This window comes from Breoghania corrubedonensis (genome assembly GCF_003053845.1).
In the GTDB taxonomy this organism is placed as follows: Bacteria; Pseudomonadota; Alphaproteobacteria; order Rhizobiales; family Stappiaceae; genus Breoghania; species Breoghania corrubedonensis.
Genome location: NZ_QAYG01000001.1, coordinates 1633356 through 1657228, shown reverse-complemented (window position 1 = coordinate 1657228; position 23873 = coordinate 1633356). Strand labels below are relative to the sequence as shown.

Genomic DNA, 23873 nt, shown 5'->3' with positions numbered 1-23873 from the left:
AAAGCCTCAGGACAAATCCATGAAACTGCTCTCCCTCACGCTCGCCGCCGTGCTGTTTTCCGGCGCCGCCTACGCCGAAACCACGCTGACGCTCTACACCTCCCAGCCGCCCGAACAGGCGCAGCAGACCGTCGATGCCTTCGAGGCCGCCCACCCGGACATCAAGGTCCAGTGGACGCGCAACGGCACGTCCGCGCTGATGAACGTGATGCGCGCCGAGATCGAGGCCGGTCAGGTCCAGGCCGACGTGCTGCTGGTGGCCGATGTCATCAACCTCGGCGAGCTGAAGGCCGGCGGCCACCTGATGGCCTACCCGGACGCGCCCGTCGACAACTACGACCCGGCGACCTACGACAAGGACATGATGTTCTTCGGAACGAAGGCCATCACCACCGGCATCGCCTACAACACCAAGATCGCCAAGCCGGTTTCCACCTGGAAGGAGCTCCTGAGCGAAGACAACCGCGGCAAGATCGCCGTGCCCTCGCCGCTCTATTCGGGCGCCGCGCTCAACCACCTGCACGCGCTGATCAACGATCCCGCCATCGGTTGGTCCTTCTATGAAGGCCTGAACGATCTCGGCATCGTGCCGGAAGGCGGCAACGGCCCGGCGATCAAGGCCGTGGCCTCGGGCGCGGCGAAATACGCCATCGTGGTCGATGCCAACGCGCTGCGCGCCAAGGCCGACGGCTCGCCGATCGATTTCATCGCGCCCAAGGACGGCGTTTCCTTCATCACCGAGCCGGCCGCCATCATGGCTACCACCAAGCACCCGAAGGAAGCCAAGCTCTTCATCGACTTCCTGCTTTCCAAAGAAGGTCAGGAGCTCGCCGCCAGCCAGGGCAACCTGCCGATCCTGCCGGGCGTCGCCGGGCCGAAAGGCTTCCCCAAGATGGAAGACATGAAGCTCCTCGGCTACGACGTCGACAACGCGGTGAAGACCAATGAAGAGGTCCGCGCCAAGTTCGCAGACATCTTCGGGCTGTGATGCGATGAGCCTCGCTCTCGACATGCCGAAGCGCCCCACCCGGGCGCTTCGGTTCCCGCGCCGCCTGAGTGGCGAATACCTCCTGCTGCTGGCGCTCGTCGTCTTCGTCGGCGTCCTGTCCGTCGTCCCGCTCGCACGCCTCGCCTGGTCCGCGCTGATGCCGCACGGCGTTTTCGATGCGGAGCGGATTGCCGACATCCTCGGCGGCCGCCGGGTGCTGGAAGCAACCCTCAACACCGTCAAGATTTCCGTCGCCTCCACAATGCTCGCCACGATCGCCGGCACGGCGGCGGCCCTTCTGGTGAGCCTCACCGACATGCGCTACCGCACGGCATGGGTCTTCGGTTTCGTGTTGCCGCTGATGATCCCGCCGCAGGTGACCGCGCTTGCCTGGATCCAGGCGTTCTCGCCGGCAAGCCCGGTGCTCGGCCCGCTCGGCCTGACCCTGCCGCCGGGAACGCCGCATCCGCTCTATTCCATGGGCGGCATCGTCTTCCTGCTCGGGCTCTACAATGCCCCGCTCGTCTTCCTGTCGGTGCGCGCGAGCCTGCAGCGCCTGCCCGCCTCGCTGATCGAGGCCGCCCGCTCCAACGGTGCCGGCGCCGGCGCGGTGACGCGCGACATCGTGCTGCCGCTGATCCGCTCCGGCATCTTCGCGGGTGCTGCGCTCGCCTTCGTCTCCTCGATCGGCAATTTCGGCATCCAGGCGATGCTCGGCATTCCCGCGCGCGTCTCCACGCTGATCACGATGATCTACCGCCGGCTCAATTCCTACGGCCCCTCCGCGCTCTCCGACATGGCGCTTCTGGCCCTGCTGCTGGCGGCGTTGACCGTGATGGGCATGGGGCTGACCGCCTGGCTCGGCAGGCAGGGCGACCAGCGCGTCGATGCCGCACAGCGCCCGCCGCGCATGGCGCTCGGCCGTTGGCGCATGGCCGTCTCGGGTGCCGCCTGGCTCTATCTGGTCATCTGCCTGCTGCTGCCGCTCTCCGCCCTTTTCGGCACGGCGCTGGTGCGTGGCTACGGCCAGCCGCTCAACGCCGAGACGATCACGTTTGAAAACTTCGCCAACGCGCTCTTCCATCACGAGGGCATCCGCGCGGCGTTCCTGACGAGCCTCTGGATCACGCTCGTTACCGTCGCCGTGCTCATCCCGGTCGCCGTCGCGCTCGGCTATGTGCTCTCCTGGCGCAAGGGGCGGGTGGCGAAACTGCTGAGGCTCGCCTCCGAGCTCGCCTACGCGCTGCCGGGCATCATCATCGGCGTCGCGATGATCCTGTTCTTCCTGCGCCCGCTGCCGGGCATCGGCACCTCGCTCTACGGCACGGTGTGGGTGATCCTGGCGGCCTATCTCTCCAACTATCTGGCGCTGGCGCTGCGCCCGATCCTTGGCGGTTATGCGCAGATCGACCGCGGTCTCGACGAGGCCGCCCAGCTTGCCGGCGCCGGCATCTTCTCCCGATTGAAGGACATCGTGCTGCCGGCACTGGCGCCTTCCGCGACCGCCGCCGCGATCCTCGTCTTCATGACGGCGATCAACGAGATCCAGACCTCGGTGCTGCTGGTCTCATCGAGGGCGCAGACGATCGGGCCGACCATCATCTTCCTGGAAGAGGCCGGATCCTCCACGCTTGCCGCCGCCGTCGGCTGCCTGATGGTGGTGCTGGTTCTGGTGCTGATGGGGCTGAGCCTCGTTTTCGGCCGGCGCCTGCCGGAAGGGGTGCTGCCATGGCGCGATTGACCGCGATCAGCGGTTTGGGCCGCAAGGCAGCCGCCGTGTTCCTGCTGGAGATCGAGGGCCGGCGACTGCTGCTCGACCTCGGCGACGGGCTGGAGACGGGCGAGCGTCCCGATCTTTCCCGCGCCGGAGCGATCGACGCGGTGCTGCTGAGCCATGGCCATGTGGACCATGTCGGCGGGCTTGACCGGCTGGACGAGATCGGCAATCCGCCGGTCTTTGCCAGCGCGGAAACGCTCGCCCGCCTGCCCGACGGGTTCCGCCCGGCCGATGCGCGCGTGCTTTGCGAGCGCGGGCAAACCGACGTTCTGGGCCTGACGGTCACCACGGGACGCGCCGGCCATGCGCCGGGCGGCATCTGGATGCGGTTTGAAACGGAACGCGGCGGATTTCTCTATACCGGCGACTTCTCGACCGAAGGCCCGCTTCTTGCCTGCGATCCGTTCCCGAAGACCGCGACCGTTCTGGCCGATGCCTCCTACGGCGACCGCGATGCCGCACTTGCCGACCAGATCGGCCTTCTGGCCCGCGAAGCCCGAGACGGGGCCGTGCTGCCCTGTCCCTCCAACGGGCGCGGACCGGAGATGGTCGCCGCTCTTTCCGCGCTTGGCCTGAAGGTTCGTGCCTGCCGGGTGGTTGCGGAGGAAACCGAACGGCTGACGGGCACGACCCCGCCCCTCGCAGATGCGGAAACCGCTCGGCCGGACCAGATCATCGTGGCGAGCGGCTCCAACGCCGAGAACGGGCTTCCCGCCGCCCTTTGCGCGCGCGACGGTTTCCGCTTCATCTTCTCAAGCCACGTGCCGAGGACGAGCCCGGCCCATGCGATGATCGGCGAGGCCCGCGCGCGCTGGATGGGCTGGAACGTCCACCCCCGGCTTTGCGACATGATCGCGCTTTCGCAAGACACGCAAGCGGAGCGGATCCTGCCCGCCTTCGTCGACCTCGCCGCCGCGCCCCGGCTCGTCGCAGCGCTCGGCGACAGGCTGGTGCGCGAGAGCGAGGTCGATGTGTAGGAAAGCGGATGCCGGGGGCGGGCATACCCACCGCCGAAAAGGCGCCACTTGCTCCCCTCTCCCCCACAAGGGGGGAGAGGGGAGCAAGCGGTTATCCGACAGACTATCTCGCGTGCCGCATCCCATGGATCATTCTCAACAAGGCCTCTCATGACCAAGTCTGCCACACGACACGCCCTTCCCGCCTTCGTTCCTCCCGAGGAGGCGCGCGAGGATGTTCTGCCGCTGCTGATCCCCGTGGCCGACGATGTCGGACCGGGCATCGACCGGTTCTGGCTCGGCAACCTGACGGCTGCCGAGGAGCCGAAAGCCCTTTCAGGCGCCGGGATCACGGCAAGCCTCAATCTGGCGATGAACATCTTTCCCGCACCGCTGAAGCTCACTGACGACACCGAGATGCGCCGCTATCAGATCGGCATGCTGGATGGCCCCGGCAACGCGCCGCAGACGCTCGCGGCCGCCGTGATGCTGATCGACGGGCTCGCCCGGCTCTACACGACAGGCAAGCCGCATTATCCGGCGCACCGGCCGGGTGGGCTGCTGGTCCATTGCCGGGGCGGACGCTCGCGCTCGGTCACCGTGCTGGCGCTGTGGCTGCATTGGCGCCGCGCAGCGAAATATCCGAGCCTTGAGGCCGCCATCAGACATCTGCGCCAGCTGCGCGGACTTGCCGATACGCATCCGCTGCCGCCGATGGTCGCGCTCGCGAACGAGGTTCTGGAACTGGGCCTTCTCGCGCGATGACATGCCCGGGCTCGAAGATCGCAGCGCTGGGGCGCTTCGTCTCCGCCGCCGACGTCGCCGAGCGGGCCGGCGTCTCGCGCTCGACCGTCTCGCGCGCCTTTACCCCCGGCGCGCAGGTGTCGAAATCGGCGCGGCACCGGATTCTCGCGGCCGCAGAGGAACTGGGCTACCGCGTCAACCGCCTCGCCCGCACCCTGCACCAGGAGCGCTCCGACCTCGTCGGCGTGGTCGGCGGCAATTTCGCGAACCCCTATATTTCCGCGCAGCTCGACGCGCTGAGTTCGGCGCTGCATGCCCGCGGACTGCAATGCCTGCTGATGAACACCGCCCGGACCGGCGGCGACGTCTCGGAGGATCTGGCGCGGCTTCTCGATTACCGGGTGCGCACGGTGGTTCTGCTGTCGGGCGCCACACCGGACGAACTGATCCGCTTGTGCGCGCAGAACGGTGCCCGCATGGTTCTGATCAATCGGCCGCACCCGCCGGAGGGCACGCTCGCCGACCTGATCCTGTGCGATTCTGCCCGGGGTGGGCGACTGGCGGCGGAGAGACTGGCGCAAGCCGGATGCCGGAAGGTTGCCGTCGTCGTCTCCGGCTCACGGACCTCCGCCAAGACCGCACGCGCCGACGCCTTCTGCGCGGAGATGGACCGGCGCGGCATTCCTGTCACCCGCTGGGCGGACGGCGCGAATTCTTATCAGACCGGCGCGGAGGCCGCCCGCGCCCTGCTCGCCCGCCCCGGCCCTCATCTTGGCCCACATATCGAACACGACGGCATCTTCGGCGTGACGGACGAGATCGCGCTGGGCGTGCTCAACACCGCGCGCTTCGAGCTGGGCCTCTCCGTGCCCGGCGATGTCTCGGTGATCGGCTTCGACGACGCTCCCATCTCCGGCTGGGCCTCGCATGGTCTCACGACCATCCGCCAGTCGCTGGAGGAGCTCACCCGCGCCACCATGGAGGCGATCAAACGGCCGGCCGGCGCGCCGACGACCCGGTTCGACGTTCCGGTTCATCTGGTGGAGCGCCACACCGTCGGTTGAGCAACCTTGGCCCCGGAGATTCCGGTTGACAAACATCCATATATCGAGAATTCTGGATATATGGATAAAAATAGAAGCTATGCACTCATCGCATTCGCTGCGCTCAGCCAGCCGATCCGTCTCGACGTCTTCCGCCTGCTGATCCGGGCGGGGCACGACGGCATGGCGGCGGGCGAGATTGGCACCGCTCTCGACGTCCGCCAGAACACGCTCTCGTCCAATCTGTCGATCCTGTTGAACGCCGGGCTGGTGCGCAACGAGCGGCAGGGACGCTCGATCCGCTACTTCGCCGACATGGACGGCTTGCGCAGGCTGCTCGGTTTCCTGCTTCGCGATTGCTGCGGCGGGCGCGAGGACCTGTGCAAACCGCTCATCGACGAAATCGCCTGCGCCTGCTGAAGGAGACCCGCATGTCCGATCCGGTCTATAACGTGCTGTTCCTGTGTACCGGCAATTCCGCGCGCTCGTTGATTGCCGAGACGATCCTGAATGCCGAAGGCAAGAACCGCTTCCATGCCTACTCGGCCGGCTCGCACCCGAAGGGCGAACCACACCCTTTCGCCATCGACCTGCTCAACGGGCGCGGTCACGACACCGCCGGTCTGCGCTCCAAGAGCTGGGACGAGTTCGCCGTCCCCGGCGCCCCGAAGATGGACTTCGTCTTCACCGTCTGCGATCAGGCGGCCGCCGAGGCCTGCCCGATCTGGCCCGGCCAGCCGATGACGGCGCACTGGGGCGTGCCCGATCCGGCAGCCGCGACCGGCAACGAAAGCGAACGACGTCTTGCCTTTTCGGAAGCCTACCGGATGCTGTCGACCCGCATCTCGCTGCTCCTGAACCTGCCCGTCGCCTCGATCGATCGTCTGGCGCTCAAGCGGCGCCTCGACGACATCGGCCGCAGCGAACGCGAGCCTGCCCGATAACCCCGTTTTCCGGACGTTCCTGACATGACCGACACGACTGCGCCCGCCGCACCGGCAATGGGCCTCTTCGAACGCTTTCTGACCGTATGGGTGCTCGCGTGCATCGTCGCCGGCATCGCCCTCGGCCAGCTCGTCCCCTCATTCTTCCACCAGATCGGCGCCATCGAGGTTGCGAAGGTGAACCTGCCCGTCGCTCTCCTGATCTGGCTGATGATCATCCCGATGCTGGTGAAGATCGACTTCGCGGCCCTTTCCGGCGTGACGAAGCACTGGCGCGGCATCGGTGTGACGCTGATCGTCAACTGGGCGGTGAAACCCTTTTCCATGGCGCTTCTCGGCTGGCTCTTCATCGGCTGGCTCTTCCGTCCGATGCTGCCCGCCGACCAGATCGACAGCTACATCGCCGGCCTGATCCTGCTGGCCGCGGCGCCCTGCACCGCCATGGTCTTCGTCTGGTCGAACCTGACGAAGGGCGAGCCGCATTTCACACTGACGCAGGTGGCGCTGAACGACGCTATCATGGTCGTCGCCTTCGCCCCCGTCGTGGCGCTGCTGCTGGGGCTTTCGGCCATCACCGTGCCCTGGGAAACGCTGGTGATCTCCGTCGTGCTCTACATCGTCGTGCCGGTGATCATCGCGCAGATCATCCGGCGCCAGATGCTGCGGCGCGGGGAAGCGGCGCTGAGCGGGCTGCTGTCCCGCCTGCAACCGATCTCGCTCGTTGCGCTTCTGGCGACGCTGGTGCTGCTGTTCGGTTTTCAGGGCCAGCAGATCATCGCCCAGCCCGGCATCATCGTGCTGCTGGCGGTGCCGATCCTGATCCAGGTCTATTTCAACTCCGGCCTCGCCTACCTGCTCAATCGCCTCTCCGGCGAGGAACATTGCGTGGCCGGACCTTCGGCGCTGATCGGCGCTTCCAACTTCTTCGAACTGGCGGTGGCCGCCGCCATCAGCCTGTTCGGCTTCCACTCAGGCGCGGCACTCGCCACCGTCGTCGGCGTGCTGATCGAGGTTCCCGTCATGCTGTCGGTGGTGTGGATCGTCAACCGCTCCAAAGGCTGGTACGAACGCGGCGGCGCAGTGAAATCCCGTGCGCACGGCGCCTCGCGGGAACCCGGGATCAGCTGATGCTGTAATCCTGCAACTTGTACTGCAACGCGCGACGGCTGATGCCGAGCTGGAGCGCGGTGCGGGCCCGGTTGCCGTCGTTCTGCGCGAGCGCCATCTCGATGATATGGGCTTCGAACCGGCCCACCATCTCGCGCAGGGGCCGGATGTCGTCCGCTCCCGGCATGGTCATCGGGTCGGTGAGCGGCGCCCTTCCCTGCGCCACGCTTTCGGGAAGATTCTCGACAAGAATGACCGGGGTCGTACACATGATGACCGCACGCTCCACCGCATTGGCGAGTTCGCGCACGTTGCCGGGCCACGAATAGGCCAGAAGGCACTCCATCGCCGCGTCGTCGAAGCCGCGGATGGTCACGGTATTTTCGGCGCAGAAGCGCTCAAGAAAGTGGTTCGCCAGAAGCTGTATGTCCTCCGGACGCTCGCGCAGGGGTATGGTCTTCAGCGACACCACGTTCAGACGGAAGAACAGGTCCTGGCGGAAGGTGCCCTCGCGCACCATCGCCTCCAGATCCCGGTTGGTGGCGACGACCACACGCACATCGGTGCGGATCGTGCTCTCGCCGCCAACCCGCTCGAACTCGCGTTCCTGCAGCACGCGCAACAGCTTGACCTGCAACTCGCGCGGCATCTCGCCGATCTCGTCGAGAAACAGCGTTCCGTGTTCGGCCTGCTCGAACCGCCCCCGGCGGCGCGACACCGCCCCGGTGAAGGCGCCCTTCTCGTGCCCGAAGAACTCGCTCTCGAGAAGACCTTCCGGGATCGCAGCACAATTGACGCGCACGAACGGCCCCTCGGAACGCGGACTGCCATAGTGGATGGCGGCGGCGACGAGTTCCTTGCCGGTCCCGCTCTCGCCATGGACGAGAACCGTCGCCTGACTGCGAGCGACCTTGTTGATGGTGTCCCGCAACTCGATCATGCGGGCGTTGTCGGTCAGGATGCCTTCCGAACCGTAGCGCTCCGACAGCTCGCGCCTGAGCGAAACGATGTCGGCGCGCATGGTGTTGATTTCCAGCGCGCGGCGCACCAGCAGCCGGATCTCATCGAGGTCGAACGGCTTGATCACGTAGTCGAAGGCGCCGTCGCGCATGGCCTGCACCGCCGTGCCGACCTCGGCAAACGCGGTCATCAGGATGACGGTAGCCTTCGGATCGATCTCGATGATCGCCTTCAGCGCCTCCAGCCCGTTCATCCGCGGCATGCGGATATCGAGCAGCACGATGGTGGGATGGTGCCGGCGGAAGGCCTCCAGACCTTCCTTTCCGTCACCCGCCGTCACGACGTTGAACCCCTCGCGGGAAAAGACCGGCGCCAGCATATGGCAGATCGCCTCGTCGTCGTCGACGATCAGGGCGGTTGTCGCGGTGTCTCTCAAGAGACTGTCTCCTCGATGCTTTTTCGTGCGACAGGCAGCAATATGGTCACCGTCGTACCGACCCCTTCCTTGCTCTCGAACGTGATGGTTCCCTGATGGGCGTCGACGATCCGGAGCACCATCGCCAGACCGAGGCCGGTGCCTGCGGGTTTCGTCGAGAAGAAGGGATCGAAGACCTTGCCCTTGAACTTGTCGGGCAGACCGACACCGTTGTCTTTGACCGCGATCATGACCTCGTCGGTCTTGCGGCGGGTGGAGACCGTTACGACGCCCGAATCCTCGTCACCCATCGCCTGAAGCGCGTTGATGAGGAGATTGAGCAGAACCTGCTTGAGGGCTTCCCCGTCAGCGTCGATCACCGGCACATCGTCGCCCAGATCGAGGTCGATCCGCGCCCGGGACTTGCCCTTGGTCAGGAAGGCCATTTCCTCCACCAGTCGGTTGAGCTGAACCCTGGCGATACGTGGCGGCCAAGGCCGTCCGAACACCAGCAGGCCTTCGATGATGTGGTTGAGATTGTCGACCTGACGAATGATCAGAGGCGCATATTCACGCCATTCCTCCACCGTGTTGTTCTCGCTCAGATATTGCATGAAGCCGCGGATGGAGGTGAGCGGATTGCGGATTTCGTGGGCGATGCCGGCGGTCAGCTCGCCGAGCGCCGCCAGCCGGTCGGCCCGCATCACCTGCCCCATCAGCCGGTCCCGCTCGCTGACATCCTTGAGCACCACGACGGCGCCGATCCACTGCCCCTCGCCATTGCGCAGCACGGACGAGGAAGCCGTGATCTTGCGATCGGACCCCAGTGAGGCGATCTCGAGGTTTTCGCCGATATGCGAACGGCCGGTCTTCAGCGTGTCGAGCATCACGCTCGCCATGCCTTTTCGCTCCTCGAACAGCTCCTGATAGGATCGCCCGATCACATCCTTGCCGGCGACGTTGTAGAGGTCCTCGGCGGCCGGATTGAACATCAGGACATTACCCTCCAGATCGACGGCGATGATACCGTCGGCGACCGAGGACAGGACGTTTTCGGTAAGCGAACGGGCGTCCAGCAGGTCCTGGGCCATGCGGTTGATGGCATTGCCGATGTCACCCAGCTCGTTCTTCATCGGCGGAACGGTGACCCGCAGGTCGGCCTTCATCTGGTCAAGGCTGCGGATGATCAGGTTGACGTCGTTGGTGAGCCCCCGGGACGTGAAGAAGGTTGCCACCAGCGCCAGCAGCAATCCGGCGACGACGCCGTAACCTACCGCCTCGCGGATCGCATCCTTCTGCCGTTCCACCGCCTCGGTGAATTCGTTGGCCCAGATGTAACCGGTCACCTCGCCATGGCGCTTGATCGGCAGCATGGCATTGAGCACCTGGCCGCGCACCATGCTGCCATAGGCGATCTTCGGATTGCCAGTGTCCAGAACCTCGCGTCCGGGATGGCCGGCCGTGATGCTCTGGCCCACGGTTCCGCCATATTGCTCGCTCGGCCCGTAACTGATGATCGCGTCCAGCTTGCGGGAATAGTAGCCGACGCCGACCCCAGGATCGGCATGGGCGACCTCGTCGGTGATCCGTCTCAGCTTGCCGTTCAGATAGCGCACGGCCGCCGCGCGGTCGGATGTCCCGGAAGGCAGATCGGCAAGCAGGCCGTCGAAACCGCCCGGCCCGAGCTCCTCATCCAGAATATGCGTCAGGGCGAAGAGCTTGTCGGTCTTCTCCGCTGTCAGCGTTTCCTGCCCTTCGTGCTCCAGCATGAAGGATACCAGTGCGATGGGCAGCGCCGCCACGAACAGCGACATCAGGACCAGACGGGTCTTGAGGCTGGGTTTGATGACGAAATTCGCCCGATCGAACCAGGGTTGCAACCGACCATTCCACGCCATGCACCCCTCCGTCGGATCGTCGCGCGTGTTAGCAAGAACCTCGCCATACATAGTGAATTTATGACACCAACGGCAAACTATATTGCCGCATGTGAAAAAATATGCACACGACGTGCAGTTAATTTCACATCTTCGGAATCTAGACTGAAACGCGCCTAGCAAGAATTTGCACACTTAGTGAAATTAATTTCATTTTTTCACTCTATTCGGAATCATTCCAGATCGCATAAAGTTGTATAAGCTGCTGTATTATATACTTTTTCTTCCCCATAGCACGAACTGGCACGATCATTGAATATACATGGTCGTCGCGGTGATCCAAGGCAACACGTTGAAACAATACTGGGGCATCAATGAACGTGCCCCGTTTTCGACAGTGCCTGGACATACCCAGGGAAGGAAGATGCATGAGTAAGGTAAGTTCTCTCTCCAAAGCCGTGGAGGAGATCCCCGACGGAGCCTCCATCATGATTGGAGGCTTCATGGGGGTCGGTTCGCCGCTGAAGCTGATCGACGAACTGATAAGGCAGGGCAAGCACGACCTGACGATCATCGCCAACGACACGGCAAAGCCAGGCTTTGCCATCGGCAAGCTCATTGATGCCAAGGCCGTTTCACGGCTGGTCGCATCCCATATCGGGCTCAATCCCGAGACCCAGAAACAGATGATCGCCGGCGAAATCGAGGTTGAACTCGTTCCGCAGGGAACGCTCGCCGAGCGCATCCGCGCCGGCGGCACCGGCCTCGGCGGAGTGCTGACCAAGACGGGCGTGGGCACGGTCGTTGCAGAAGGCAAGCAGACCATCGACGTGGACGGCGACACCTACCTTCTGGAAAAGCCGCTCATAGCCCAGTTCGCGCTGATCTACGCCTGGCGCGCCGATCATTTCGGCAATCTGCAGTACGAGCTCACCGCCCGCAACTTCAATCCCCCCATGGCCATGGCCGCCGGCACCGTGATCGCCGAGGCCGGAGAGATCGTGCCGGTCGGCGTCATTCCGCCGGACCAGGTGGAAACGGTGAGCGTCATTGTCGACACCCTCGTGGGCCGGGAGGACTGAATCATGAATGCCAAGGAAATCATCGCCCAACGTGTCGCCCAGGAAATGAACGACGGCGACCTGGTGAACCTCGGGATCGGGCTGCCGACGATGGTCGCGAACTATCTGCCGGCCGGCGTCCGCTGCTTCTTCCAGTCGGAAAACGGCATCATCGGCATGCAGCCGCTCGATGGCCCGGGTTCGGCCCTGGACGCACTCACCGATGCCGGCGGCTCGCCCACCAGCGTCATTCCCGGTGCCGCCGCCTTCGACAGCGTCGCCTCCTTCGGCTTCATCCGCGGAGGCCATCTCGACGTGACCGTGCTCGGCGGCATGCAGGTCGATGAGGACGGCATGCTCGCCAACTGGATGATCCCCGGCAAGATGGTGCCCGGCATGGGCGGCGCGATGGATCTGGTGGCCGGCGCAAAACGCGTGATCGTCGCCATGACCCACACCGCCAAGGGCGCACCGAAGATCCTGAAGAAGTGCAACCTGCCGCTGACCGCAGTGCGCCGGATCAGCCTGATTGTCACGGAAATGGCCGTCATCGAACCGACGGCGGAAGGACTCGTGCTGCGTGAGATCTCTCCCGAGGTGACCGTCGACGACGTCAAGGCCGCGACCGAGGCCTCCCTTATCGTCGCCCCGGATATCGGCGTCATGAAACTGGCGGCCTGACACCCGCCCACACAAGATTCTGAGGACAACTGACATGCCTACCGACACCGTACAGTCGGTGGAAACGGATGCCGCTGGCCAATTCGCGGCCGGTGAAGAACAACAGTCGCGCGGTCTGGCGCGACTGGCATTCGGGTTCACCAAACTCGCCGAGAAGTATTTCCCCGACGCTTTCATCTTCGTCATCCTGACGACCATCGTCGTCGCGCTGGCGGATCTCGCCGTAGGCGCCCATCCGCTCGAGATCGCGAGCGGCTTTGGCTCCGGCTTCTGGTCGCTGATCCCCTTCACCCTCCAGATGGCCATGGTCGCGATCACCGGTTTCGTGGTCGCCTCCTCGCCGCCGTGCTCGAAGCTGATCGCAAAGCTCGCCAGCGTGCCGATGACCGGCCCGCAGGCGACCGCCTGGGTCGCCTTCGTCTCGATGGGCGCGTCCTACCTGAACTGGGCGCTCAGCCTCGTCCTCGGCGGCCTTCTGGTCCGGGCGATCGCACGGCGCACCGACCTGCGCATGGACTATCGCTGCGCCAGTGCAGCGGCCTATCTCGGCCTGGGCTCGACCTGGGCGCTCGGCCTCTCGTCTTCCTCGGCCATGCTCCAGGCCAACCCGGCCTCCCTGCCGGCTTCAATCTCGCAGATCAGCGGCGTCATCCCGCTCAGCGAGACGATCTTCCTGTGGCAGTCCGTGGCGCTCTACTTCGTCCTGATGATCTGCTCGGTGGTGGTGTTCTACTTCGCCAGCCCGCGCGGCGCCCAGGTGAAGACCGCGGCCGACCTCGGCGTCGACGTCTTTGACGAGTTCGCCGCCCCGCAGAAGCAGGAACGTCCCGGCGACTGGTTCGAATTCACGCCCGTGCTGCCGATCCTCATCGTGTTGCTGGCCGTCGGCTACTTCTGGAGCGAATTCTCCACCAAGGGCGTGCTCGGCACCGTCTCCAGCCTCAACAACTACAACTTCTTCTTCCTGATGCTGGGCCTGCTGCTGCACAAGAACATCCGCAGCTTCCTGACCGCGGTCACCAAGGCCGTGCCGACCACGACGGGCGTGATCATCCAGTTCCCGTTCTACGGCGCGATCGCGGCCATGCTCACTCATGTCGCGGGCTCCGACGGTGTCACAATCTCGCACCATCTGTCGGCCCTCTTCGTGAGCATCGCCAACGAGGATGTCTTCCCGATCGTCATCGGCATCTATTCCGCGATCCTCGGCTTCCTCGTCCCCTCGGGCGGCGGCAAGTGGATCATCGAGGCACCCTACGTGCTGCAGGCCGCCAAGGACATCCACGCCCACATGGGCTGGGCCGTCCAGGTCTACAACGCCGCCGAAGCCTTGCCGAACCTGATCAACCCGTTCTGGATGCTGCCGCTGCTCGGCATCGTCAAGCTGCAGGCGAAGGACATCGTCGGCTTCACGTTCACCCAGTTGCTGGTGAGCGCCCCGATCGTCTTCTTCCTGCTGTGGTTCTTCGGAGAAACCCTGGCAGGCTGAAAAATCCCGCGAGACAAGCGGGGACGGTCACCGCCCCCGCCACCCATCAGTTCTTGAAGCCCGTTCGCACCCCTGACATCACCTCGAAGAAGGCACCAGGGTGCGTCGGACCTCCCAACAGGAGACCTACCATGAGTTCCATCGTCATCGCCGGAGCGGTACGCACCCCCGTCGGCTCCTTCAACGGTTCGCTCGCCTCCCAGTCGGCCCACAGCCTCGGCGAACTCGTGATCCGGGAAGTGCTGAACCGGGCGAAGACGCAGGCGGAGGACGTGGACGAGGTGATCCTCGGCCAGATCCTCACCGCCGGCCAGGGCCAGAACCCCGCCCGTCAGGCAGCCATCAACGCAGGTATCCCCAACAAGAAAACCGCTCTGTCGATCAACCAGCTTTGCGGCTCGGGCCTGCGCGCCGTCGCCCTCGGCATGCAGGCGATCCAGAATGGCGACGCGGACATCATCATCGCCGGCGGCCAGGAGAGCATGAGCCAGGCTCCGCATTGCGCCCACTTGCGCTCCGGCACCAAGATGGGCGGGCTCGAGCTGGTGGACACCATGCTGCGCGACGGCCTTACCGATGCCTTCCACGGCTATCACATGGGCGTGACAGCGGAGAACATCGCCTTCCAGTACGGCATCACCCGTGAAGCCCAGGACGAATTTGCCGCCTCATCGCAGCAGAAGGCCGAAGCCGCGATGAAGGCCGGACGCTTCGCCGACGAAATCGTCCCCGTGACGATCAAGTCGCGCAAGGGCGAGACCGTCGTCGACACGGACGAGTTCCCGCGTGCCGGCGTGACGGCGGAAGCGTTGGGCAAGCTGCGTCCGGCCTTCTCCAAGGAAGGCACCGTGACCGCGGGCAACGCCTCGGGCATCAACGACGGCGCCGCCGCCACAGTGCTCATGAGCGAAGAGGCCGCCAAGGCCCGCGGCGTAATCCCGCTTGCCCGCATCGTCTCCTGGGCGACGCGCGGCGTCGATCCCAAGATCATGGGCACCGGCCCAATCCCGGCTTCCAAGGCCGCGCTGGAGAAGGCCGGATGGAGCGTCGGCGACCTCGACCTCATCGAGGCCAACGAGGCTTTCGCGGCACAGGCCATCGCGGTCAATCGCGAACTGGGTTGGGACATCTCCAAGGTCAACGTCAACGGCGGCGCGATCGCACTCGGCCACCCGGTCGGCGCTTCCGGCGCCCGCATCCTCGTGACCCTGCTCCACGAGATGCAGCGCCGCGACGCTAAGAAGGGGCTCGCCACGCTGTGCATCGGCGGCGGCATGGGCATCGCCATGTGCCTGCAGCGGCCGTAACCGCGACGCGGATCCGGGGCAGCAATTCACGATGCGACAAACCGCCCCGGCTTCCATTCAAAATGCTTATACCCCACCTGAATAAACGAAATATACAAAAAGAATAACTTTCGGTACGATCCTTAATGCAATGATGAATGCAAATAATACCTCTCCGGAAGCGTTATTGTTTCCATCATTTCGCGTGGATCAAACCTATGATGCCCCCTCTCCTGCCGATCGGGGGTGTCTGCAGGCGGGTGCCGCACTCTGCGGTACCCGCCAACCTTCTTGATCAGATCAACCATCCCTTGAGGCGCTGCCATGCGAGCCAATCTGGTTCTTGTCGTAAACTGCGGGTCCTCCTCCCTGAAATGCGCAGTTTTTTCTCCCGCCGACGCGGATCCGCGCATACGCGGTCTGGCCGAGTGCATTGGAACGCGGGAAGCCCGCCTGACCATCAAGAGCGGCGACAAGCACACCGAGATCGCCATGCCCAACGGTGTCCACCGGGACGCGCTTGAGCACTTCCTGACCGCATTGAGAGAACAGGGCCTGCTGGAAGCCATTGGTGCCGTTGGCCATCGTGTCGTCCACGGCGGTGAAACCTTCAAGACATCGACCCTGATCACCCCGACCGTGCTTTCCGACATCGAGGCATGCAGCTCGCTGGCGCCGCTTCACAATCCGGCGAACCTGGCCGGCATCTACGGTGCGATGAAGGCTTTGCCGGACCTGCCGCAGATCGCGGTCTTCGACACCGCGTTCCACCAGACGATGGAACCCGAAGCCTATCTTTATGGCCTGCCGCGCGGGCTCTACCGTGAACTCGGCGTGCGCCGCTACGGCTTCCATGGCATCTCCCATTGCTATGTCGCCACCGAAGCCCTGCGCCTGCTTGCCCTGCCCCGCGAAGACCATTGCCTTGTCATCGCCCACCTCGGCAACGGGGCATCCGCGACAGCGGTTCTCAACGGCAAGGTGATGGACACGACCATGGGCATGACGCCGCTCGAAGGCCTGATCATGGGAACGCGGTCCGGCGACGTGGACTTCGGCGCGCTCGCGCATGTGGCACGGCGACGCGGGCTGGACGTCACCGAACTGGAACACATGCTGAACCGCGACAGCGGGCTGCTTGGCCTTTCCGAACTTTCCAGCGACTGTCGGGAACTTGAAGCCGCAGCCGCAGCCGGACACGAAGGTGCACGCACGGCGCTCTCGGTCTTCGCCCATTCCATCGCGCGCCATGTGGGCGGACTGGCGATGTCGCTTCCCCGACTGGACGCGCTTGTTTTCACCGGCGGAATAGGGGAAAACTCTGTCAAGGTGCGCTCCGACGTGGTCAGCCGTCTCGCAGCCCTCGGCCTTCGCGAAGACTGTGCTGCCAATTCCGCCGTCCAGCACCGCGGCCCCCGCGTGATCGGACGCGGCCCGGGCGGCGTCGTTGCCGTCATCCCGACCAACGAAGAACGAATGATCGCACTCGACACCTTCACCCTGACGGGACTAGCTCCCAGGCCGGTCGAGGAAGCTAAGGCTATGGTTCAATGAGTAACTTTCCAAAGGGGCGTGCCCTGTTTGTGGTTCCCACGCTCGCCGAGGATCCGATATCGGATATCGCCCGCGCACTGGGTCTGCTGTTTTCCGAGGCGGGGCACAAGGTCGGTCACGTGAAGCCGGTGGCTGAAGCGGGCGTTGCGGCGGACGAGATCGCAGGCCCCTTCGTTTCACGGCGCAACGCTGAACTGATGATCCGGCAGGACCGCACCGCCGATCTGCTGGACGAAGTTGTCGGCATTGTTGTCGCGGCCAGAGGCGACCGGGAATTCATGATCGTGGAGGGCGTCGCGCCGCTTCCCGGCCATTCGCTGCTCGATGACCTGAACTATGCCATGGCGCGCGGCCTGAGCTGCGACGTCATTCCCTACGTGAGCGGCGATACCGCCGATCCGCAGGATGTGATCGACAGGATCGAAGACGTCCTTCACGGCATCCGGCGCTCTCGTGGCCGCAGCCCGATCCGGGTTATTGTCGGAGCGCCCGCAGATCCGGAACGAGCCGGACTCCTGCGCGCGCTGATCGACGAGCGGGCTTTCGCCTGCCCTTGCGATCTGATCGAAACCACGGAGCCCGCCACCTCCACGCCATTCCCGCCTGCGCGTATCGAACGGCTGGCCGACGGCATGCGCGACTGGTTTCCCGAGCTTTCCCGCGACCCGCGCCTGCGCCGCCTGACACCGCCGCTCTTCCGGTACCGGATGGTGGAGATGGCCCGGAAGGCGAACAAGCGGATCGTGCTGCCGGAAGGCGACGAACCGCGCACGCTCCAGGCGGCAGCCATCTGCGCCGAGAAGGGCATCGCCCGCTGCGTGCTGCTGGGCCAGCCCGAAGAGGTGCGCGCAAGCGCCGAAGCCATCGGCGTGACGCTGCCCGACACCATCGAGATCCTCAACCCGGCCGACCTGCGCCCGCGTTACATCGAGCCGATGGTCGCCCTGCGCAAGAACAAGGGGCTGACGCCGGAACAGGCGGACGAAGCATTGCGCGACCGGGTCGTTCTCGGCACCATGATGCTTGCCGAGGATGACGTGGACGGGCTTGTTTCCGGCGCGGTTCACACCACCGCCAACACGGTGCGCCCGGCCCTACAGCTGATCAAGACCCGCCCGGGCGCGAGCCTCGTCTCCAGCGTCTTCTTCATGCTGATGCCGGAAGAGGTGTTCGTCTATGGCGACTGCGCCGTCAACCCGGACCCGAACGCCGAGCAACTGGCCGAGATCGCCGTCCAGACCGCCGACACCGCCATCACCTTCGGCATCGACCCGAAGATCGCGATGATCTCCTACTCCACCGGCGATTCCGGCCAGGGCGCGGACGTGGACAAGGTGAAGGCGGCGACCGCCCGCGTCCGCGAGCTTCGTCCCGACCTGACCATCGACGGACCGCTGCAATACGATGCCGCGAGCGTTGAAAGCGTCGGCCGCACCAAGGCGCCGGGCAGCACGGTCGCGGGGCGGGCGAATGTCTTCATTTTCCCCGACCTCAACACCGGCAACACGACCTACAAGGCCGTGCAGCGCTCCGCCGGCGTCGTCAGCATCGGCCCGATGCTCCAGGGCCTGCGCAAGCCCGTGAACGATCTGTCCCGGGGCTCGCTGGTCGACGACATCGTCTACACCATCGTGCTGACGGCCATTCAGGCAATGTCTTCGCAGCAGGACGAAGCCGGCCTGACACGCACGGCGGCCGAATAGGCCGGCACGCGCCGGCGGGCATTATCCGCCGCAGGATCCGTAACCGCTCGAGACATCATCCGGCCCAACCGCCGGATGATGTCTCGTCATTTCCGTCATCGCCCGGCATTGACCACTTGCAGCGCGACCTCCCGAAGGCCGCCGGACCGGCACACCTGCCCTGCCCTGAAACAGGTTCGGACACACCTGTACGGTCTTCCGCAATAGCCCCCAGCTCAAATTTTGGACACACACGTCGGGCAATGCGCGCGCCAGATGGCAAGGATCATCACCTTGAAATTCAAACGGATTCGAGGCGAACGCGTGTCGCTTTCCAGGATCGCGGTTTGAGTTGGCGCGCAATGCGGCAGACATCGCACACAAGCTTTGCTTGTAACTGGTATACCAGTCGTCCAGTATATCGGAATGGCAGATACCTTCGAATTCGAAAGTGACCGCGCCTACGGCCGCATCGTCGAACTGATCTTCGGCGGTGCCGTCGATCCGGCCAAGCCGCTGTCCGAGCGCAAGCTTTCGGAGCGCCTCGGCATTGGGCGCATGCCGGTGCGCGAGGCACTGCGCAAGCTCGAGCGCGAGGGCGTGGTGGAGGTGAAGCCCGCCCGGGGCACCTTCATCCGTACCGTCTCCGCCGACGACCTGACCGAAGTCTACGAACTGCGTGAATCGCTGGAATGCCTCGCAACGCGCCGCGCCGCCATGCGCGGCCCCTCGCCGGCGCTGGCGAACTGCGGCGCCCGGCTGCGCGTCATGGGCCGCGATCCGTCCGCCTTCACCTCCCGCGAGATCGATGATGTCGGAACCGAGTTCCACGACGCATTGATCGAGAGTGCCGGCAGCACGCCGCTTGAGGAAATGGTGCGCTTCATGCGCATGCGTTTCCGCCTCGCCTTTCACCTGCCGCGCTATTTCGCGCACGAGCTGGTAGCGGAGATCCTTCTCGAACACATCGCCCTCTTCGAGGCGATCGCGAACCGCTCACCGGATACGGCGGAAGACCTGATGCGCGCCCATCTCCGCCGGGGCCTTCAGATCCGCCTCGACCTCGACCGTTCTTCCCCAAACCTCCAAAAACTCACCTCCAGGCCAAAGGAAAACATCGAATGAAGAACGTAGTGTTGCGTTCCTTGCTCGTCGGCGCCGTCTCTCTCGGTGCTCTCGGGGGCGCTGCCGTTGCCGGCACCCTCGACAACGTGAAGCAAGCGGGCGTCCTCAAATGCGCAGTCAACGGCAGCCGGCCGGGCTTCTCCTCCGTGGACAGCGAAGGCAACTGGCACGGCCTCGACGTCGATACCTGCCGCGCTGTCGCAGCCGCCGTTCTTGGTGATGCCGGCAAGGTCCAGTTCCTGAAGACCAACAACCAGACCCGTCTGACCGCGCTTCAGACCGGCGAGGTCGACATGACCGCCGCCAACACCACATGGACGCGGGCCCGCGACACCGATCTCGGCCTCGACTTCATCGCCCCCACCTTCTACGACGGCCAGGCCTTCATGGTTTCCAAGGAGCTCGGCGTGGAAAGCGTCGACGATCTCGACGGTGCCAGCGTCTGCGTGCGTCCCGGCTCCACGTCCGAGCGCGTCGTCTCCGACATACAGAAGAAGAAGGGCATCGAGCTCAAGCTCGTCGTCATCGAGGATCAGAAGGAGGTCAACACCGCCTTCTTCGGCGGCCGTTGCGACGCGATGGTTCAGTCCTCCTCCGCGCTGTCGTCGACCCGCGCGGCCGTCGCTGACAACCCGGACGACTACGTCATCCTGCCCCAGCGCTTCGGCAAGGATCCCGAAGGCCCGATCGTGCGCCAGGACGATGCCCAGTGGCGCGATATCGTCCAGTGGACCGTTTTCGCGCTCTTCCAGGCGGAAGAAAGCGGCGTCACGTCGGCGAATGTCGACGAGATGAAGGCCGACAGCAAGGATGCCACCATCCGCCGCCTGCTCGGCGTGGAAACCTCCGGCGGCAAGGGCCTCGGCCTTGCGCCCGACTGGGCCTATCAGGTCATCAAGCAGGTCGGCAATTACGGTGAGGTCTTCGACCGCAACGTCGGCAAGGATTCCGCCCTCAAGCTGGAACGCGCGCTGAACGCGCAGTACAGCGACGGTGGCATGATCTACGCCCCGCCGTTGTGAGCCCGGGCTGACACGGAACACCATGTCCATCTTCAGGAAAAAAGCCACGGCGGGGGACGCAGCTCCCCCGCCGCCGCGCCGCCGGCTTTCGCCGCGGGCCATCTTCTGGCAGGCGGCGCTACTGGTTGCGCTGGCGGCAATCGCCGCCTGGCTGGTGATGAACGCAAGAGCCGCGCTCGATGCGCGCGGCATGACCTCGGGGCTCGGCTTCCTGTTCGACCAGGCGCAATTCTCGCTGGGCGAGGCGTTCTTCGTCTTTCATCCGGGCGAGACCTACCTGACCGCCTTCGCCGTCGGCCTCGGCAACACGGTGATGGTCTCGGTCGTCTCCATCATCACCGCCTCGCTTCTCGGAACGCTGGTCGGTCTTGCGCGCCTGTCGCGCAACGGGCTGGCAAGCGGCCTCGCCCAGGCCTACGTCTACGCCTTCCGCAACACGCCGCAGCTCGTCCAGATCGTGTTCTGGTACAGCTTCTTCACGCTGCTGCCGCATGCCCGCGATTCATGGTCCATCGGCGAATTGATCTTCGCCTCCAACCGCGGCGTGGCGCTGCCCGCGCCTGAAAACGGCGCGGTCTTCGCGCAGGCTGCCGCGGCCGGCTTCGTCGGTTTCCTCGTCGCCTGGGGCGTGTCGATCCTCGTTGAACGTCGCCGGCGCCGCACCGGCCTGCGCTGGAAGCCGCTGCGCCTCGTGCAGCTGGCGCTGATCCTTGCGCCCGCGCTCGTCGTTTGGGCGGCCGCCGGTGCGCCCGCCGACTGGTCCGTTCCCCATCTCAAGGGCTTCAACTTCAAGGGTGGCGCGACGCTTTCGCCGGAATTCCTTGCGATCTATTTCGGCCTTTCCTTCTACATCGCGGCCTATATCGCGGAGATCGTGCGCGCCGGCATCGGTAGTGTCGACTTCGGCCAGTTCGAGGCGGCCAACACCATCGGACTGTCGAAGGGTGACATCTACCGCCGCATCGTCGCTCCGCAGGCGCTGCGGGTCATCATCCCGCCGCTCGCCGCCCAGTATGTGAGCCTGTTGAAGAACTCCTCGCTCGGCGTCGCCATCGGCTATCCGGACCTCTTCTCCATCTCCAACACCATGCTCACCTATTCCGGCCGCACCATTGAGGTGCTGTGCATCATGGCGGCGGTCTACCTCGTCATGGCGCTGGCGATCGGCGCGGTCTCCAACGCCGCCAACCGCTATTTCGCGATCCCGGGGCGCACGTCATGAGCGCGGCCATCGGTTCCTACGCCACCATCGGCAAAGACGCCCCGCGCCGGCCCGCGCCACACGGAGCCGGACGTCTGGCGCAACTGAAGGCGCGCTATTTCGCGACGCCCGGCACAAGCCTCCTCACCATCGTGCTTGGCCTCATGACAGTCTGGGCGGTTGTCTCCTTCGTGCGCTGGGGCATCATTGACGCGGTCTGGTACGACCCGACCGCCGAGGCCTGCCGGACGGCAAGCGGCGCCTGCTGGGCGGTGATCACGGAGAAATACCGGGTCATCCTGCTCGGTACCTATCCTTATGACGAGCAATGGCGCAGTGCGCTCATCATCGCGATCTGGGTGGTCTGGGCGGTGCTCACCGCCTTCCGGCTGTTTCCGCTTCGCCTCAGGCTCGCCGGCTGGCTCGCGGTGTTCGCTGTCACGCTCGTGCTGATGCGCGGCGGCGTGTTCGGGCTTTCCTACATCGGCACTGATGCGTGGGGCGGCCTCCCGCTGACCTTCCTTGTCTTCGGCGGAACCATCGCCTTCGGCATACCGCTCGCCATCCTGCTGGCGCTCGGCCGGCGCTCCGTATTCCCCGTCGTGCGCTTCGTCTCCATCGCCACCATCGAGGGCGTGCGCGGCATTCCGCTGCTGGTCGTGCTCTTCTTCGGCACGCTGATCCTGCCGCTGTTCCTGCCGCCGCAGTTGGACGTCGACAAGCTGGTGCGCGCGGAGATCGGCATGGTGATCTTCTTCGCGGCCTATGCGGCGGAGGTGATCCGAGGCGGATTGCAGGCAGTCGCCGACGGTCAGGACGAGGCTGCGAAGGCGCTCGGCATGGGCTACTGGCTGAGGATGCGCAAGATCGTGCTGCCGCAGGCGATCGCCATCGCCATCCCCGCGCTCTTCAACGACATCATCCGCGCGTTCAAGAACACGACCTACTTCGCAATTCTGGGGCTTTTCGACGTGCTCGGCGCCACCAAGGTCGCGCTCGATGACCCCGCATGGGTGCGCTACGGGCTGGAGGGCTATCTCTTCGTGTTCCTGCTCTACTTCCTGATCTGCTCCGGCCTGTCGCTCTACGGCCGCTCGCTGGAGCAGGACCACGCCCGGCGCACGCGGAGGGCCGAACAGTGACCGGCAACGAAGACGCCCCGGCGAACCTGGTCGTTTCGCTCGACCGGCTCAACAAGTGGTACGGCGACCATCACGTGCTGCGCGACGTCTCGCTGGGCCTCGCCCATGGCGAGAGGATCGTCCTGTGCGGACCGTCAGGCTCAGGCAAGTCGACGCTGCTCCGCTGCGTGAACGGGCTGGAGCGCTTCCAGGAAGGCACTCTCACGGTCTGCGGCACGACGATGGACGGCAAACCGGCCTCGCTCACCGAAATCCGCCGACGCACGGGCATGGTGTTCCAGCACTTCAACCTGTTCCCGCATCTCAGCGTGCTCGACAACCTTACCATCGGCCCGGTCTATGCGCGCGGCGAACCCGAGGCGGCCGCGATCGCGCGTGCCCGGGAGCTGCTGGAACGCGTCCGCCTGTCCGACCAGGCGGCGAAATTTCCCGGCCAGCTTTCCGGCGGCCAGCGCCAGCGTGTGGCGATCGCCCGCTCGCTGATGCTGACCCCCGATGTCATGCTCTTCGACGAGCCGACCTCGGCGCTCGATCCGGAGATGATCCAGGAAGTCCTCGACGTCATGGAAGAGCTTGCCCGCGACGGCCAGTCGATGATCGTGGTCACCCACGAGATGGGCTTTGCCCGGCGCGTCGCCGATCTCGTCGTCTTCATGGACCAGGGCGAGATCATCGAGGCGGCCCCGCCGGAAGACTTCTTCGCCAACCCCGCCACCGATCGCGCCCGCGATTTCCTCGGCAAGATTTCAACTTCGGTGTGAGCGCGCCGGGGCGGCTCTTCATCCCGTGCGTCCGATCTGCACACTTTCGTATTTCCGG

21 protein-coding genes are annotated in these 23873 nt (G+C 65.0%); 19 read left to right on the top strand and 2 right to left on the bottom strand.

Going from position 1 to position 23873, the window contains the following annotated elements:
• Positions 1-19 precede the first annotated feature (19 nt).
• From C8N35_RS07310 to arsB, 8 genes are all read left to right on the top strand, one after another.
• A complete protein-coding gene (locus C8N35_RS07310) occupies positions 20-988 on the top strand; it encodes an ABC transporter substrate-binding protein (protein WP_107988857.1) in 969 nt (322 codons plus the stop codon).
• Positions 989-992: 4 nt separating this feature from the next.
• On the top strand, positions 993-2729 hold the full coding sequence (locus tag C8N35_RS07305) for an ABC transporter permease (protein ID WP_107988856.1): 1737 nt from the start codon (positions 993-995) through the stop codon (positions 2727-2729).
• The gene (locus C8N35_RS07300; protein WP_107988855.1) at positions 2717-3742 is read left to right on the top strand and encodes an MBL fold metallo-hydrolase; all 1026 of its coding nucleotides are present in this window, start codon (positions 2717-2719) and stop codon (positions 3740-3742) included. Before C8N35_RS07305 ends, C8N35_RS07300 begins: the two co-directional genes overlap by 13 nt.
• A gap of 150 nt (positions 3743-3892) precedes the next feature.
• Positions 3893-4486 carry a dual specificity protein phosphatase family protein gene (locus C8N35_RS07295; protein ID WP_107988854.1) on the top strand — a complete coding sequence of 198 codons (594 nt, stop codon included), beginning with the start codon at positions 3893-3895 and terminating at the stop codon, positions 4484-4486.
• A complete protein-coding gene (locus C8N35_RS07290) occupies positions 4483-5529 on the top strand; it encodes a LacI family DNA-binding transcriptional regulator (RefSeq protein WP_107988853.1) in 1047 nt (348 codons plus the stop codon). Before C8N35_RS07295 ends, C8N35_RS07290 begins: the two co-directional genes overlap by 4 nt.
• A 60-nt stretch (positions 5530-5589) precedes the next feature.
• Entirely contained in the window at positions 5590-5928 is a 339-nt protein-coding gene (locus C8N35_RS07285; RefSeq protein ID WP_107988852.1) for an ArsR/SmtB family transcription factor, read from the top strand.
• An 11-nt stretch (positions 5929-5939) separates the two neighbouring features.
• Entirely contained in the window at positions 5940-6452 is a 513-nt protein-coding gene (locus tag C8N35_RS07280) for an arsenate reductase ArsC (RefSeq protein WP_107988851.1), read from the top strand.
• Positions 6453-6509: 57 nt separating this feature from the next.
• Complete coding sequence (arsB, locus tag C8N35_RS07275; protein WP_107989152.1) at positions 6510-7580, top strand: ACR3 family arsenite efflux transporter; 1071 nt, start codon at positions 6510-6512, stop codon at positions 7578-7580.
• On the opposite strand, the gene atoC is transcribed toward arsB, so the two are convergent.
• Complete coding sequence (gene atoC / locus C8N35_RS07270; protein WP_107988850.1) at positions 7573-8955, bottom strand: acetoacetate metabolism transcriptional regulator AtoC; 1383 nt, start codon at positions 8953-8955, stop codon at positions 7573-7575. The two genes, arsB and atoC, sit on opposite strands and share 8 nt — an antisense overlap.
• Positions 8952-10832 (bottom strand): two-component system sensor histidine kinase AtoS, encoded by a 1881-nt coding sequence (gene atoS / locus C8N35_RS07265; protein ID WP_107989151.1) that lies wholly within the window; start codon positions 10830-10832, stop codon positions 8952-8954. Before atoS ends, atoC begins: the two co-directional genes overlap by 4 nt.
• Before the next feature lie 407 nt (positions 10833-11239).
• Between atoS and C8N35_RS07260 the strand changes: the two genes are divergently transcribed.
• The 11 genes from C8N35_RS07260 to C8N35_RS07210 all read left to right on the top strand — a co-directional run bounded on the left by C8N35_RS07260 (position 11240) and on the right by C8N35_RS07210 (position 23815).
• A complete protein-coding gene (locus C8N35_RS07260) occupies positions 11240-11893 on the top strand; it encodes a CoA transferase subunit A (RefSeq protein ID WP_107988849.1) in 654 nt (217 codons plus the stop codon).
• A 3-nt stretch (positions 11894-11896) separates the two neighbouring features.
• Complete coding sequence (locus tag C8N35_RS07255; protein ID WP_107988848.1) at positions 11897-12553, top strand: 3-oxoacid CoA-transferase subunit B; 657 nt, start codon at positions 11897-11899, stop codon at positions 12551-12553.
• Positions 12554-12587: 34 nt separating this feature from the next.
• Positions 12588-14042 carry a short-chain fatty acid transporter gene (locus C8N35_RS07250; protein WP_107988847.1) on the top strand — a complete coding sequence of 485 codons (1455 nt, stop codon included), beginning with the start codon at positions 12588-12590 and terminating at the stop codon, positions 14040-14042.
• A 131-nt stretch (positions 14043-14173) separates the two neighbouring features.
• Positions 14174-15349 carry an acetyl-CoA C-acetyltransferase gene (locus C8N35_RS07245; protein ID WP_107988846.1) on the top strand — a complete coding sequence of 392 codons (1176 nt, stop codon included), beginning with the start codon at positions 14174-14176 and terminating at the stop codon, positions 15347-15349.
• Positions 15350-15652: 303 nt separating this feature from the next.
• Entirely contained in the window at positions 15653-16882 is a 1230-nt protein-coding gene (locus tag C8N35_RS07240; RefSeq protein ID WP_107988845.1) for an acetate/propionate family kinase, read from the top strand.
• A complete protein-coding gene (gene pta, locus C8N35_RS07235) occupies positions 16879-18585 on the top strand; it encodes a phosphate acetyltransferase (RefSeq protein ID WP_146177356.1) in 1707 nt (568 codons plus the stop codon). The genes C8N35_RS07240 and pta overlap by 4 nt, the downstream gene beginning before the upstream one ends.
• A gap of 405 nt (positions 18586-18990) precedes the next feature.
• The gene (locus C8N35_RS07230; protein ID WP_107988844.1) at positions 18991-19689 is read left to right on the top strand and encodes a GntR family transcriptional regulator; all 699 of its coding nucleotides are present in this window, start codon (positions 18991-18993) and stop codon (positions 19687-19689) included.
• Positions 19686-20711 carry an amino acid ABC transporter substrate-binding protein gene (locus C8N35_RS07225; protein ID WP_107988843.1) on the top strand — a complete coding sequence of 342 codons (1026 nt, stop codon included), beginning with the start codon at positions 19686-19688 and terminating at the stop codon, positions 20709-20711. The genes C8N35_RS07230 and C8N35_RS07225 overlap by 4 nt, the downstream gene beginning before the upstream one ends.
• Before the next feature lie 22 nt (positions 20712-20733).
• Positions 20734-21933, top strand: a complete 1200-nt coding sequence (locus tag C8N35_RS07220) for an amino acid ABC transporter permease (protein WP_107988842.1) — start codon at positions 20734-20736, stop codon at positions 21931-21933.
• Positions 21930-23054: an amino acid ABC transporter permease gene (locus tag C8N35_RS24170; RefSeq protein ID WP_107988841.1), complete on the top strand. Its 1125-nt coding sequence runs from the start codon at positions 21930-21932 to the stop codon at positions 23052-23054. The genes C8N35_RS07220 and C8N35_RS24170 overlap by 4 nt, the downstream gene beginning before the upstream one ends.
• On the top strand, positions 23051-23815 hold the full coding sequence (locus C8N35_RS07210) for an amino acid ABC transporter ATP-binding protein (protein WP_281261767.1): 765 nt from the start codon (positions 23051-23053) through the stop codon (positions 23813-23815). Before C8N35_RS24170 ends, C8N35_RS07210 begins: the two co-directional genes overlap by 4 nt.
• Positions 23816-23873: the final 58 nt, after the last annotated feature.

Coding starts and splice junctions, on each gene's coding strand:
- C8N35_RS07260 (WP_107988849.1), top strand. CDS start 11,240: ATGAGTAAGGTAAGTTCTCTCTCCAAAGCCGTGGAGGAGATCCCCGAC.
- C8N35_RS07250 (WP_107988847.1), top strand. CDS start 12,588: ATGCCTACCGACACCGTACAGTCGGTGGAAACGGATGCCGCTGGCCAA.
- C8N35_RS07245 (WP_107988846.1), top strand. CDS start 14,174: ATGAGTTCCATCGTCATCGCCGGAGCGGTACGCACCCCCGTCGGCTCC.
- C8N35_RS07295 (WP_107988854.1), top strand. CDS start 3,893: ATGACCAAGTCTGCCACACGACACGCCCTTCCCGCCTTCGTTCCTCCC.
- C8N35_RS07220 (WP_107988842.1), top strand. CDS start 20,734: ATGTCCATCTTCAGGAAAAAAGCCACGGCGGGGGACGCAGCTCCCCCG.
- C8N35_RS07290 (WP_107988853.1), top strand. CDS start 4,483: ATGACATGCCCGGGCTCGAAGATCGCAGCGCTGGGGCGCTTCGTCTCC.
- C8N35_RS07230 (WP_107988844.1), top strand. CDS start 18,991: ATGGCAGATACCTTCGAATTCGAAAGTGACCGCGCCTACGGCCGCATC.
- C8N35_RS07300 (WP_107988855.1), top strand. CDS start 2,717: ATGGCGCGATTGACCGCGATCAGCGGTTTGGGCCGCAAGGCAGCCGCC.
- C8N35_RS24170 (WP_107988841.1), top strand. CDS start 21,930: ATGAGCGCGGCCATCGGTTCCTACGCCACCATCGGCAAAGACGCCCCG.
- C8N35_RS07225 (WP_107988843.1), top strand. CDS start 19,686: ATGAAGAACGTAGTGTTGCGTTCCTTGCTCGTCGGCGCCGTCTCTCTC.
- C8N35_RS07310 (WP_107988857.1), top strand. CDS start 20: ATGAAACTGCTCTCCCTCACGCTCGCCGCCGTGCTGTTTTCCGGCGCC.
- atoS (WP_107989151.1), bottom strand. CDS start 10,832: ATGGCGTGGAATGGTCGGTTGCAACCCTGGTTCGATCGGGCGAATTTC.
- C8N35_RS07285 (WP_107988852.1), top strand. CDS start 5,590: ATGGATAAAAATAGAAGCTATGCACTCATCGCATTCGCTGCGCTCAGC.
- C8N35_RS07240 (WP_107988845.1), top strand. CDS start 15,653: ATGCGAGCCAATCTGGTTCTTGTCGTAAACTGCGGGTCCTCCTCCCTG.
- pta (WP_146177356.1), top strand. CDS start 16,879: ATGAGTAACTTTCCAAAGGGGCGTGCCCTGTTTGTGGTTCCCACGCTC.
- C8N35_RS07305 (WP_107988856.1), top strand. CDS start 993: ATGAGCCTCGCTCTCGACATGCCGAAGCGCCCCACCCGGGCGCTTCGG.
- C8N35_RS07280 (WP_107988851.1), top strand. CDS start 5,940: ATGTCCGATCCGGTCTATAACGTGCTGTTCCTGTGTACCGGCAATTCC.
- C8N35_RS07255 (WP_107988848.1), top strand. CDS start 11,897: ATGAATGCCAAGGAAATCATCGCCCAACGTGTCGCCCAGGAAATGAAC.
- arsB (WP_107989152.1), top strand. CDS start 6,510: ATGGGCCTCTTCGAACGCTTTCTGACCGTATGGGTGCTCGCGTGCATC.